Consider the following 13,195-nt stretch of genomic DNA (forward strand, 5'->3'; position numbering starts at 1 on the left):
CCGCCGCGTTCTGTCGTCATCCCGCTGTAATCTCGGGACTTTCGTCATATGGCGGGGTGTTTCTGCGCGCCAGCCGGTTCGAGTGTGCTGTTTTCCGGTTGGTGGGTGTTGGTCGTTCCCGCGCTGAGTGAAGTGTGCGATGGCGGGCTGCCGCCTGATCGTGCCCCGGGCACCCGCATGCGGGCGTCGGAGCGTCGAGGCGTGAACAGCCGGGCGGCCGGGTGCGTCGGCGGCCCACCCCGGTGATTCGCCGCCTCAGACGGTGTCGAGCGCCTGGTCGAGGTCGGCGAGCAGGTCGTCGGCCGCCTCGATGCCTACCGAGAGTCGGACGAGATCGTCAGGTACCGCCAGCGGGGAGCCGACGACCGATGCGTGGGTCATCCGGGCTGGATGCTCGATCAGCGACTCGACTCCGCCCAGCGACTCGGCGAGGGTGAACAGCCGAGTGGCCGCGCACACCGCCAGCGCCGCGTCCGCGCCGGCCGCGAGCTGAAAGGAGACCATGCCGCCGAAGTCCCGCATCTGCTTGGCGGCAGTCTCGTGGCCCGGATGGCTGGCGAGGCCCGGATAGTGGACGGAGGAGACGGCCGGGTGACCGGCGAGAAGCGCGGCGACCTCCCGGGCGTTCGCACAGTGCCGGTCCATGCGCACGGGCAACGTCTTGATTCCCCTCAGCACGAGCCAGGCGTCGAACGGCCCGGGAACCGCGCCGGCCGCGTTCTGCAGGAAACGCACCCGCTCGGCGAGCTCGGCCGACGCTGTCACCACCGCACCGCCGACCACGTCGCTGTGCCCACCGAGGTACTTCGTGGTCGAGTGGACGACGGCGTCCGCGCCGAGGGCCAGCGGTTGGCACAGGTACGGCGACGCGAAGGTGTTGTCGACGACGAGCAGGGCGCCCGCCTGGTGGGCGGCACTGGCGAGAGCCGCGATGTCCGCGATGGCCAGCAGGGGGTTGGTCGGCGTTTCGCACCAGACGAGCACCGTGGCCCCGGGCCGGATCGCCGCGCTGGCCGCCGCCGGGTCGCTGAGGTCGGCGGCGGTGTGCTCGACGCCCCATTCGGCCAGCACCCGGGCGAACAGGCGGTAGGTGCCGCCGTAGGCGTCGGCGGGGATGACGACATGGCTTCCGGGTCGGCACACCGCACGGAGCAGCGCGTCCGACGCGGCCAGGCCGGAGGCGAAGGCGAGGCCGGCGGCGCCGCCCTCCAGCGCGGTGAGGCTCGTCTCCAGTGCCGCTCGGGTCGGGTTGCCGGAGCGGGCGTACTCGAAGCCGGCCCGGAGCCCGCCCACCCCGTCCTGCGCGAAGGTGGACGCGGGATGGATGGGCACGACCACGGCACCGGTCGCCGCGTCGGGCTCCTGCCCGGCGTGCACCGCCACGGTCTCGAAGCCCGCATTCCGATCAGCCATGGAGCCAACCTTCGCGTGTGAGGGAGCGGCCACGGGCCGGTGTCGGGCGGCGATCACCGGTGGCCGGCTCCAGCCGGGGAACGTCAGTGAACGGCGAGGAACGTCAGCAGGTCGGCCCTGGTCAGGATGCCGGCGGGGTTGCCCTCGTCGAGGACGAGCACGGCGGGGTTCTCCCCCAGCGCGGTCACGAGGACCGACAGCGGTTCGCCGGCACCGATCGTCGGCAGCGGCGCGGACATGTGGTCGCCGACCGGCGCGTCCACCGTGGTGCGGTCGGCGAAGACGGCATCGAGCAGGTCCCGCTCGGCCACCGAGCCGGCGACCTCGGCGGCCCGCACCGGCGGTTCGTGCCGCACCACCGGCATCTGGGAGATGCTGTACTCACGCAGGTAGGAGATGGCCGCCCCGACGGTCTCGGCGGGATGCACGTGGACGAGGTTGGGCGGCCCGGCGGTCTGGCTGGTCTTGTGCGCGAGCACCGAGGCGACGGTCGGCTCGTCCGACGGCGGCTCGAGGAAGCCGTTGTCGTACATCCACTCGTCGTTGAAGATCTTGGAGAGGTAGCCGCGGCCGGAGTCGGGCAGCAGCACCACGACGCAGCCGTCGGCCGTGCCGGCGGCGTCCAGCTCGCGGGCCACCCGCAGCGCGGCGACGACCGCCAGCCCGCAGGAGCCACCGACGAGGATGCCGGCGCGGCGAGCGATCTCCCGGGTCATCAGGAAGGAGTCGCGGTCGCTCACGGCCTCCACCCGGTCGACCACGGACTTGTCGTAGGTCGACGGCCAGATGTCCTCGCCCACTCCCTCGACGAGGTAGGGCCGGCCGCTGCCGCCGGAGTAGACCGAGCCCTCCGGGTCGGCGCCGACGACCTGGACGGCACCGTCGCTGACATCCTTGAGGTAGCGGCCGGTTCCGCTGATCGTGCCGCCGGTACCGATGCCGGCCACGAAGTGGGTGACCAGGCCGTCGGTCGCGCGCCAGATCTCGGGGCCGGTGGTGGCCCGGTGCGCGGCCGGGTTGTCGGGGTTGGAGTACTGGTCGGGGCTCCAGGCGCCGGGCGTCTCACGCTGGACCCGCCGCGCGACCGAGTAGTACGAGCGGGGATCGTCCGGTGCGACGGCCGTCGGGCAGATGATCACTTCCGCGCCGTAGGCCCGCAGGACCGCGCGCTTCTCCTCGCTGATCTTGTCGGGCATGGTGAACACACAGCGGTAGCCGCGCCGCGCGGCCATCATGGCGAGACCGACGCCGGTGTTGCCGCTGGTCGGCTCGACAATGGTGCCGCCGGGGCCGAGCCGGCCGTCTGCCTCGGCAGCAGCGATCATCGACAGGGCGATCCGGTCCTTCACCGAACCGCCCGGGTTCAGGTACTCGAGCTTGCCGAGCACCGGCGTCCTGGTGTCGGCGATCGTCGGTGTCAGCCGCACCAGTGGCGTGTCACCGACCAGATCGGTGACATGGTCGTAGACGTTCATAGCCCGCCGCCCCCTCGCCGAGGACCCTGCGCCGACTGCTGGCGCAGCCGCCGGGACAGACGCTACCGGCGGTCATCCCGCTCCGCCGTTCGGCCACGGTCCGGACACGGGGAGACACCGAGCGAGCCTTCCGAGGCCTGGCCAGAGCAGGCCTGGCGACCATGCCTGACCAGGCCGGGGACCGGTCGGCTCAGGTCTGGACGGGTCCCACCCCGGCCGTCATGGCGTTCACGATCGTGGTGTTGTCCCGGATCGTGGCGTCGTCCCGGGCGACGAAGTGGGCCCGGCTCGTCACGTCCCGCTGGTTCTCCATGTAGTACTTCATGAACGCCGCGACGGCCGGTCGGCGCAACGCCTCCTTGCTGGCGTAGATGTACAGCGGCTTGCACAGCGGCATGTACATCCCGGTGCCCGCGGTGACCGCGTTCGGTTCCACGCAGCCGCGGCCGGCGTCGAGCTGGACGGCGCGCACCTCGTCCGCAGCCGCCTGGAAGTTCGAGTAGTCCATGAACCCGATGGCGCCGCGGGCGTACTCGATCTCCGCCGGCACCTCGTCCAGCTCGACCTCCTGGTACTGGCGGGTGTTGTCGGAGGCGCCGGTCATGCTGGCGAGGAAGACCTTGGCGTGGACGGTGCTCGGTGCGGGGCCGACGAGCCGTACCGGCTCGGCCGGGAAGGAGGGATCGACCTGGTTCCAGCTGGTGACGGCGGAGTCCCGCTTCCACAGCGAGCCGATCTGCGCCGTGGTGAGGCACTGCGCCCAGGTGTTCTCCCTGGACACCACGATCGGCAGCAGGTGGTGCGCGATCTCGAATCCGACCACCTTGTCCTTGCAGGCCTGGTCGGTCAGCGCGAACGATGCCCCGGCGATGTCGGCCTGGCCGGCGCAGAGCTTGGTGAGGCCGTCGTCGGTGTCGGTCGCGTTCACCTGGACGGTGACGCCCTTCTGCGCCTCGCGGAACATCGCGTACGCGGTCCCCGTGATGGGTGCGACCTCGGCGGAGCCGGTCGCGATCACCGTGTTGGGGCCGGCCGGCACCGTGGTCCGGCTCGCGGTGGCGTCGTCGGCGCTGATCCCGGCGGCCTGCTCGGCGGAGCGCATCGAGTCCGCCGGGAGCTGGGGGTGCTGGTCGATGGTCGACGGCGGCAGCGGTCCGGTGTCGGCGGCGGTGATGGCGGCGGGGTCGCTCCCGTCGTCCGCGAGAACGAGGCCGAGAGTCACGCTGCCGGCGACGAAGACGACGAAAGCCGCGGCGGCGGCGAGGAGCCGGCGCGTCGACCCGAACGACCCGAACGACCCGAACGGCCGGGTCCCTGGCCGTGGCCTGCTACCCGGGCTTCCCGCCGCGGGCCCACCGGCCGCGGGCCCGGCGGTGCCTGCCGGGGGCTGGTGACCGGCAGCTGTCGCGCGCTCCGTCAGCGCGGTGAGTGCGGTGACCGGCGCCACGGGCTCGCCACCCGTGCCAGCGAGGCCACCCGTGCCAGCGAGGCCACCCGCGACGGCACCGGGCGGGACGTCGACCGGCGAGCTCACTGCCGGCGGCCGGCTCACCGGCGGAATACTGGGCGGCGGGGTGGTCACGTAGGCCGCCGGTCCGAGCACCACGGTCTGGGAGCCGGCGGGCTCGGCCGGGCTCTCCGCCGCGGCGAGCAGCGCCGCACCCAGCGCCAGGTCGGAGTCGGCCTCGGTCCCGCGGCGGCCGATGCCGCCGAGTGATGCGTCGAGCAGCCTGCCGACGAGCGGGAGGCGCGCTCCCGGGCCGCGCATGACCAGGAGCGACAGGTCCTCCGGCGTGGCCGGAACCGAGCGGATGGCCCGGGCGAGGGCGCGCACGGCATCCTCGATCATCGGCCGGACGAGGGTCTCGTACTCGTCCCGGGTGACCGTCACGCTGATCGCGTCGCCGGTACCGGAATCGGCGGCGCTCACCTCGATCCGGGCGCTCTCCTGGACGACCAGCTCCTCCCGCGCCGCCGAGCACGCGGCCAGCAGGGGGCCGGATGCCGGTGCCGACACCGGTGATGTCGTCGATGCCAGGGGTGGTGCCGGAACCGGAGCCGGTGGCGACGCGGTTTCCGCCGCGGCGGCAAGCACGTGGGTCCGCAGCAGCTCGTCCAGCATCGAGGTGGTCACGTCGGAGAGACCGACCGGGCCGCCCGCGACCACGAACCCGGCTGGCATGGCCGCGTGCACGGCTGCCTCGAACCAGCCGGCGCCCAGGTCGAACGTGCCCACATAGCTGCCTGGGGTGGCCCTGCCAGCCCGGTTGAACAGGGCCGCGGACGCTTCGGCCGCGGTGCGCACGGTGAGCGCGACGTCGGCCTCGACCCGGGCCAGCGCGTCCGCCAGGCCTTCGCGCCGGCGCCGCGGCCAGCTGCCGGGGACGACCACCAGCACCAGGTCCGGTGCTGTGCCGCGGGCGGTGGTGACCGTCTCCACCAGCCACGACAGGTAGCGCGCCACCAGCGCCGAGGCGCTGTAGCCGACGCCGCCGACGAGAATGGGAGTGGGATCGCCGAGCCGTTCGACGAATCGTTCCGCGATATGGCCCTGGTCGGACCGGGCGAGCCTGGCGGCGGCCGGGCCGCCGCGGGCGGTGCCGTCAGGGCTCAGGTGAAGAATCGTGGGCACCGCCGCCGATGTTCCGATCGGAACGAGGCTCGGCCATCCTGCCTCGGCGACCGCGACGGTTGTTTCGGATACTCCCAGATCGATTCCGAGCTGATACCCCATGCTTTCCCCCCTGGCGTCCCATCACAGCGCGAAGATGGTACCCAGAGGGATTGTGGGTGCGATACCGCACCCACACGGGATTCGTGCGGGCGGTGGGGCCGGGGCGGAACGCGGGGGCCGCACCGTGCCGGGTGTCGCTACCGGCGCACCGTGCGCCGGTAGCGCGCTGTCACGGCGGTGCTGGCGGGTTGCGGGTGCGGCTATGGCTCCTCGACCGGGACGATGTCCTTTCCGAGGGGCAGCAGCGAAACCGGAATGAGTTTGAAGTTGGCCAGGCCGAGCGGTATCCCGATGATCGTCAGGCAGAGCGCGATGCCGGTGGTCAGATGCCCGAGCGCCAGCCACCAGCCGGCGAGCAGGATCCACAGGATGTTGCCGATCAGTGACGCGCTTCCAGCGTTCGGCTTGTCCACCACTCTGCGTCCGAACGGCCACAGGGCGTAGTTGGCCATACGCAGCGAAGCGATGCCGAACGGAATGGTGATGATGAGGATGAAGCAGATCAGCGCGGCCAGGGCGTAGCCGATCGCCAGCCACACTCCGCACAGCACCAGCCAGATCACGTTGAGTAGGATGCGCATCGATGTCGCCGCCTCCCTGGGTCGTGCGCTCAGGTGTGCTCATGGAACTCCGTGGAGGCGGGGCAGGTGCCGCCCGCGCCGTTCTCCGGCACGGGAGCCGCCCTCCGCGGCCGGGTTCAGGTCGGTCCTGGGGCACGCGACCAAGACATTCACCGGCCCGGAACTCCTGCCCCGGATGGACCTCCCCGGACGGGTCGAGAGCCGTTCGGCCCGCCTTACCACGGTCACCCGCAGTGCGGGTGGGCCCGTCGGGTGGCGGTGGCCGTGTTCAGGCCCCCGAGCCGCGGCCCCTTTCCGCCTCCCTGTTGTCTTTTCCGTGGGCAGACGCGATCGCAGGCGCCCGCGCGGCGTGGTGCTCCTCACAGCTCGGGTGCGGCGCTGCCGGCCTCATGGTGCTTTCCGGGCATGGTCGCGGTGCCTGCATGCCCCGTTCTCGGGCCGCCAAACGATGGCGGGACGGCAATCGTGCCGGTGGCGCGTATGGGCTGGGGACCACCCGTGGCGCGCAGACTGGAGTACGGTTTGCGGCAGTTGATGAAATAGACCGTTTTGTCCGTTTGACAACACGACGTGAGCAAGCGGTGCCGGTGAATGAGTGGCAACGCGAAAGCGGTACTCCACGGGCGGGACTGAGGTATCCGGTGACGATCGAGACCGAGACGGCGGAGCTGGTGGACCAGTGGTTCGCCGAGATCACCGCGGTCGATCTCCTGCCGCTCACCGCCGCGGACGCCCGCGCCTGGCTGGCACGCCTGGCGGCGGAGCTCCTCCGGGCGGTGCGCGCCGAGCCGTTCCGGCCCGAGATCGGCTACGAGACCGGTGCCCGGCTCGTGCACGGGCAGGTGATCTCCGGTGAGGCGCTGGGCCGGACCGTGCGGCTGCTCGGCCGCCAGCTGGCCACCCTGGCCCATCGGACCGACCCGGCCCGGCCGGCGTCGGCAGCCGGCCCGGTGGTTCTCGCCGGGCGGATCGCGGACCTGCTGGGCGAGCTCGTACGAGGCCACACGGAAGCCCTCCGGGAGCGGACCCGGGACGGCCACGCCGCCGTCCGCCGGGCAGATCTCGGTGCCCGCGCCCACGCCGAGCGGGCACAGCGGATCTGGCAGCGCAGGCTGGACGCAGTCCTGAGCGGTGCCTCGCTGGGCATGCTCGTCGCCGACCGTACCGGGCGGATCGTCGAGGCGAGCGACTCCGCCCTGGACCTGCTCGGCCTGGCCGCGCACCGCCCGCCGACGGCCTGGCCGCTGCGTGAAATCGTCCACCCGGCGGACCGGGAGGTCGTCGGGCGGCTGTGGCGGGAGGCCCGCCGCGGGCGTTCTCGCGCCGAGTGCCGCATTCTGCGACCCGACGGGACGCCGATGTGGGTGGCGATGACCCTGTCGACCACCCAGGGCGGTGCCGGCGACTGGTTCGGTGTCGCCATGCTCGAGGACATCACCGAGCGCCGCCGGCTGCAGGAGGAGATCCGGCTGCACGCCCGGCGCGACGCGCTGACCGGGCTGGCGAACCGGACCGCGTTCCTCGACAGCCTGCAGGCAGCGTTCCGGACCGCCGGGCCCGCGACGCGGATCGGCCTGTGTTTCCTCGACCTCGACCGGTTCAAGATGATCAACGAGGGGTTCGGGTACGAGGCGGGCGACCAGCTGCTCATCGAGGTGGCCCGCCGGCTCGACCGGGTTGTCACCGCGTCGCCGCCCGCGGGCACCGTGGCCCGGATGGGCGGTGACGAGTTCATGATCCTGGTGCCGGACAGCGCCGGGATCGACGCGGTCACCGGCATCGCCCGACAGGCCCTGACCGCCCTGCGTGACCCCGTCCGCGTCGACGGCCGGGACCTGCCGGTCACCTGCAGCATCGGTGTGGTCGAGATGGCCGTCGCCGAGACCCGGCCCGCCGATCTCATCGCCGCCGCCGACGCCTCGCTGACCTGGGCGAAAAGCGGAGGGAAGAACCGATGGACGGCGTTCGACGCCGACCGGGGCACCCGGGAGGCGACCCGGGGCCTGCTGTCCCGCTCGATGGGCCCCGGCCTGGCCCGAGGCGAGTTCTCGCTCGTCTACCAACCGATCGTCGACCTCGGCGGCGGTGCGATGGCCGGTGCCGAAGCGCTGCTGCGCTGGGACCACCCCCGGCTCGGGCCGACCCGTCCCGGTGAGTTCATCGACCTGGCCGAGGACACCGGCTTCATCGTCCAGCTCGGGGAGTGGGTGCTCGAGCGGGCGTGCGAGACGGCGAGGGACTGGCCGGCGCACATGTTCATCAGCGTCAACCTCTCCGCCCGCCAGCTGCGTGAGCCGGGCCTGGTCGACGTGGTCGAGGGCATCCTGGCCCGCACCGGTCTGCCGCCGGAGCGGCTCCAGCTCGAGCTCACCGAGACCGTGCTCATGGACTCCGGCGGTCAGCAGCTCACCGCGCTGCACGGGCTGAGCACGCTCGGCGTGCGCATCGTCATCGACGACTTCGGCACCGGCTGGTCGAACTTCGCCTACCTGTCGACCATGCCGGTACGCGGGCTGAAGCTCGCCGGCCTGTTCGTCGCGAAACTCGGCCAGGGCACCGAGCCGAGCCGGGACGACCACCTGGTCGAGGCGATCGTGGAGTTCGCCCGCAAACTGCGGTTGTCGGTCACCGCCGAGGGCGTGGAGACACCTGGGCAGGCCGCGGCGCTGCGCGCGTTCGGCGCCGACCTGGGCCAGGGCCACCTGTTCGGCGAACCGGCCCGGGCCGACGAGTTCACCGCGACTTTGCTGCGCCAGGCCTTCGCCGCCACCTGACACCCCCGCCACCTGACACCCCTGCCGCTGACGCCCCTGCCACCCGACGCCCACCCCGCTGCCTGACGCGGGCTCGCCCGCCGGCCGCGATGTCGGATTCCTGCTGGACCTGGCCGGCTCCGCGCGCGAATCCTGGACAGGTGCCCACCCCCGACGAGCAGCTGCGGGCGGCGGGCGCCACGGGTCCCGTGGCGCCGCTGCCGGACCCCGAGCTGTGCGCGCGCGCCGTGCGGTCCCGCGATGCCCGCTTCGACGGGTGGTTCTTCGTCGCGGTCACCTCGACTGGCATCTACTGCCGACCCAGCTGCCCGGCGAGACCGCCACGCACCGAGAACATGCGCTTCCATCCGACCGCCGCGTCGGCGCAGCGCGCTGGCTTCCGGGCCTGCAAGCGCTGCCGTCCCGATGCCAGCCCCGGGTCCCCGGCCTGGAACCACCGGGCGGACGTGGTCGCCCGGGCCGTGCGACTCATCGCGGACGGCGTCGTCGACCGCGACGGCGTCCCCGGGCTGGCCGTCCAGCTCGGGTACAGCATCCGGCAGGTCGAGCGCCAGCTGCTGGCCGAACTCGGCGCCGGCCCGCTCGCGCTCGCCCGCGCGCAACGCGCGCAGACCGCCCGGCTCCTGCTCGAAACCACGACCATGAGCATGGGCGACGTCGCGACAGCCGCCGGCTTCGGCAGCATCAGAGCCTTCAACGGGACGGTGCGCGAGGTCTTCGCGACCGCCCCGGGTGACCTGCGGTCGTCAGCCATGGCGATCTCACCCACCACGGCCGGCTCACCCACCACGGCCACCTCGGCACCCACCACGGCCACCTCGGCACCCACCTCGGTGGTGGCGCCCACCACCACGGCGAGGTCGTCCGCTCCGGCGACGTCCTCGCTGACGGTGCGCCTGCCGTTCCGCGGTCCACTGCATCCCGACGAACTGTTCGGGCATCTCGTCGCGACGGCCGTCCCGGGTGTGGAGGAGTGGCGCGACGGCGCCTACCGCCGCTCCCTGCGGACGCCGCACGGGTACGCGATCGTCGCGCTGCGGCCACTGCCGGACCAGATCGCCTGTCGGCTCTCCCTCACCGACATGAGGGATCTCGGCCCGGTCATCGCCCGCTGCCGTCGGCTCCTCGACCTGGACGCCGATCCCGAGGCGGTCGACAGCCAGCTCGCCGGTGACGCCGCGCTGGCTCCGCTGATCGCCCGTGCCCCGGGTCGGCGGGTGCCGCGCACCGTCGACGCGGCCGAGTTCGCGGTGCGTGCGGTGCTCGGGCAGCAGGTGCCGGTCGCCGCGGCCCGCCGGCTTGCCGCCCGGCTGGTCCAGGCTGCCGGCCAGCCGATCCACGACCCGGACGGGGGACTCACCCATCTGTGGCCGAGGACCGTCGAGCTTGCCCGGCTCACCGCGGACGCCCAGGTGCCCGCCATGTCGGCGGCGCGGCGACGGACCCTGACCGCGCTGGTCGCGACCCTCACCGCCGGTGAGATCGAGCTCGGCGCAGGCGGTGACTGGGCGCGAAGCAGGGCAGCCCTGGCGGACCTGCCCGGAATCGGCCCGTGGACGATCGAGACCATCGCCATGCGGGCCCTCGGCGACCCGGACGCCTTTCCCGCCGAGGATCTGGGTGTCCGGCGGGGTGCGGCACGCCTTGGGCTGCCCACCGGCCGCGGCGCGCTGCTCGCCCGTGCCGAGGCCTGGCGGCCCTGGCGGGCGTACGCCGTCCAGCACCTGTGGGCACTGCAGGGCAACGCGCGAGGAGAGGAAGAGCAGTGACCCGTCACACGCACACCGTCATCGACAGTCCGATCGACCCGCTCACCCTGGTGGCGAGGGATGGCGAGATCGTCGGCCTGTTCATGTCCGGCGGACGTCACCTTCCCGACCCGGCCTGGTTCGGCGACCGCGACGACGCGGCCTTCGGTGACGCGGCCCGCCAGCTCGACGAGTACTTCGGCGGGGGTCGGACGGCCTTCGACCTGCCGCTGCGGCCGGCCGGCACGGATTTCCAGCGGCGGGTCTGGGCGGCGCTGCGCGAGATCCCCTACGCGGTGACGATCTCGTATGGGGAACTGGCACGGCGGATCGGCCAGCCGAGTGCGTCGCGCGCCGTCGGGCTGGCCAACGGCCGGAACCCGATCGGGATCGTCGTCCCCTGCCACCGGGTGATCGGCGCGAACGGCAGCCTCACCGGCTACGGCGGCGGTCTGCACCGCAAGAGCCGGCTGCTGGTGCTCGAACAACGCGCAGCGGGCGTCTCGCTGCTGTGAGCCGGGGCCACCCGCGGGCGGGTGCCCCGCGGGTGGCCCAGCGGGTGGGCTCAGCGCGGCCGGCCACGGCGGCGCTTCTCCCTCCCGACCAGAATGTCGAGCCCGAGGTCGTCGGACGGCACCGCCTCGGCGCCGGGCGCCCGACGCGGTGCCGCCGGGACGGGGCGGTAGCGGGTGAGCGCCGCGAGTGAGTACCCCACAGCCGGGCCTGGCACCTGCGCTGGGACTGCCGGGACTGCCGGGACTGCTGGGACCGCCGGTGCCGTGGTGTGCGCCGGCAGCCGCACCGGCGCCGGCAACGGCTCGCCGCTGCCGGCGGGGAAGCCCGATCGTCGACGCTGGGCCGCGCGGTACGCCTGGCGCCGCGCTATGGGAGCGGTGATCGGGTCGATCGGCGAGTTCGTCGACGGCTCCGAAGGGCTGGCCGAACCGCCGGTGCCGGGCTGGCGGCCGCCGGCGGCGGCTCTGGCAGCCTCCGGGGTTCCGGCAGCTTCCGCGGGCGCGGCAGCGGAAGCCCTCGGGGCGTCCGCGGTCCCGGCGGTCCCGCGGCGGCGCGACCGGTTCGGAGCCTGTTGCTCGTCCGCGGGCCCGAACCAGTCGAAGGACCTGCTCCGGCCGCGGAGAGCCGTGTTCTCCGCCTGGACGATGACCAGCAGCGCGGTCGCGAAAGCGGCCCTTGTCCGAGCCTCGTCCAACTGCCGTGACAGCTCGGCGACGTAAGCCGCGTCGACCGGGGGTTCATCGGCCTCGGGGGCCGGCTGCCCGTCCGGGTCGACCGTGACGCCGAAGGCCTCGACATGCATCAGGCGCAGCTGTTCCAGCTGCTGGGGCAGCTCCGGGTCGGCGGCGGTGAAAAGGAGCTGGAGGTAGACCTCGATGACGCGCCATTCGATCGCCTTCTCGCCACGGAACTGCCGGCTCAGATCACGTGTTCGCGAGCGTTGGACCTTTGTGGGCTCGCTCTTGCTCCACAGCTCGCGAGCCACCATTTCGTAACTGACACGGTAGGGGTTGTTCAGCTCGTTTAAGCGAGTGAGCAGGACTTTCTGCGGACCATCACCGAGATCGGCGCGCGGCCCTTTGGGGCGGGCTCCCGCGAGGGTCACCCACACACCGTCCGGGCGTGCACTGCCAGCCTGGCCGAAGGACGCGTTCGCGGCACGGCGTGGATCCTCTCTCTGCTTCGATCGTCCGCGTGCCCTCGGGGCGCCGGACGGCGGGACGGTGGCGCCAGTGCGGTCGCCGGCGGCCCCTTCTGATTGTTGCGCATGATACGTGGCGTGTGCCCGGGATGGGTCGACGTGCCGAATCTGGCCGGCAGATTCGTTGTCGGGCGAACGATCGTGGCGGGTGAAGTGTGGTCTCTTCTGGTTCCGATCGGACTGGATAGCCGCCGCCGGGTCGATCTCGTTCGCGCGCCGTGACGAACGGCTCCTGGCCGTGTCGCGCCGTACGCGTTCTCGCATCTGCATTCCCCTTTCCCTGGGTGCGAGCGGCGAGTGGGTACCGACTGGGTACCGGGTGGGTGCCGCAGGCTCAGAAAACTGGGTGCCGGGATGCGCGGCAAGCACGCACAACCGGATCAATCGGACATCTTCGCGCCGATCCTCCCGGCTCCGGCGAGGTGGTGTCGTCGCAATTTCGTCTCAATTGCACGTTGACGTGCCAGCTGGGACTTCAGGCTGTTCCGAGGTGCCTCAAGGGTCACCTGGGCGTCGTCGGGCGTCCGAAGCGGGGGTGAGCGGAGCCCGCTCTGTCGCAACCGGATCCGGGCTGGTCCGAGCCCGGTGCCCGTCCCCGTCCGGGCCGCCCGGGACCAGGCGCGGACCCGTCGCGGGCGGGTTGCGGACGGGTCCCCGGGTCGGCGTCCGAACGTCCACGGCTGATTCCCGGGACGGCTTCCCGCCCGTCCTGACGGGTTCCTGGTCCGGACCGGTAGTTGATCGACATGCCGT

The 13,195-nt window shown here is 72.6% G+C and carries 8 protein-coding genes; 3 read left to right on the forward strand and 5 right to left on the reverse strand.

Features of this window, described 5'->3' with window-relative positions; all coding sequences use genetic code 11:
* Window positions 1-255 precede the first annotated feature (255 nt).
* The 4 genes from B207_RS0124105 to B207_RS0124120 form a co-directional block, all read right to left on the reverse strand.
* The gene (locus B207_RS0124105) at window positions 256-1,413 is read right to left on the reverse strand and encodes a cystathionine gamma-synthase (protein WP_018639226.1); all 1,158 of its coding nucleotides are present in this window, start codon (window positions 1,411-1,413) and stop codon (window positions 256-258) included.
* Window positions 1,414-1,496: 83 nt separating this feature from the next.
* Entirely contained in the window at window positions 1,497-2,888 is a 1,392-nt protein-coding gene (locus B207_RS0124110) for a cystathionine beta-synthase (protein ID WP_018639227.1), read from the reverse strand.
* Between the two features lie 190 nt (window positions 2,889-3,078).
* Window positions 3,079-5,622, reverse strand: coding sequence for a substrate-binding domain-containing protein (locus tag B207_RS0124115; RefSeq protein ID WP_018639228.1), 2,544 nt, complete (start codon window positions 5,620-5,622; stop codon window positions 3,079-3,081).
* 200 nt (window positions 5,623-5,822) lie between these two features.
* Window positions 5,823-6,203 (reverse strand): YccF domain-containing protein, encoded by a 381-nt coding sequence (locus B207_RS0124120; RefSeq protein WP_018639230.1) that lies wholly within the window; start codon window positions 6,201-6,203, stop codon window positions 5,823-5,825.
* Between the two features lie 641 nt (window positions 6,204-6,844).
* Here B207_RS0124120 and B207_RS0124125 point away from each other — a divergent pair.
* The 3 genes from B207_RS0124125 (at window position 6,845) to B207_RS0124135 (ending at window position 11,240) form a co-directional block, all read left to right on the forward strand.
* Window positions 6,845-8,977 (forward strand): putative bifunctional diguanylate cyclase/phosphodiesterase, encoded by a 2,133-nt coding sequence (locus B207_RS0124125; protein WP_018639231.1) that lies wholly within the window; start codon window positions 6,845-6,847, stop codon window positions 8,975-8,977.
* Between the two features lie 140 nt (window positions 8,978-9,117).
* On the forward strand, window positions 9,118-10,746 hold the full coding sequence (locus B207_RS0124130; RefSeq protein ID WP_018639232.1) for an AlkA N-terminal domain-containing protein: 1,629 nt from the start codon (window positions 9,118-9,120) through the stop codon (window positions 10,744-10,746).
* Window positions 10,743-11,240 carry a methylated-DNA--[protein]-cysteine S-methyltransferase gene (locus B207_RS0124135; protein WP_018639234.1) on the forward strand — a complete coding sequence of 166 codons (498 nt, stop codon included), beginning with the start codon at window positions 10,743-10,745 and terminating at the stop codon, window positions 11,238-11,240. The genes B207_RS0124130 and B207_RS0124135 overlap by 4 nt, the downstream gene beginning before the upstream one ends.
* Window positions 11,241-11,290: 50 nt before the next feature.
* On the opposite strand, the gene B207_RS0124140 is transcribed toward B207_RS0124135, so the two are convergent.
* Complete coding sequence (locus B207_RS0124140) at window positions 11,291-12,346, reverse strand: hypothetical protein (protein WP_154675586.1); 1,056 nt, start codon at window positions 12,344-12,346, stop codon at window positions 11,291-11,293.
* Window positions 12,347-13,195 lie beyond the last annotated feature (849 nt).

The organism is Parafrankia elaeagni (genome assembly GCF_000374165.1).
Classification (GTDB): Bacteria; Actinomycetota; Actinomycetes; order Frankiales; family Frankiaceae; genus Parafrankia; species Parafrankia elaeagni.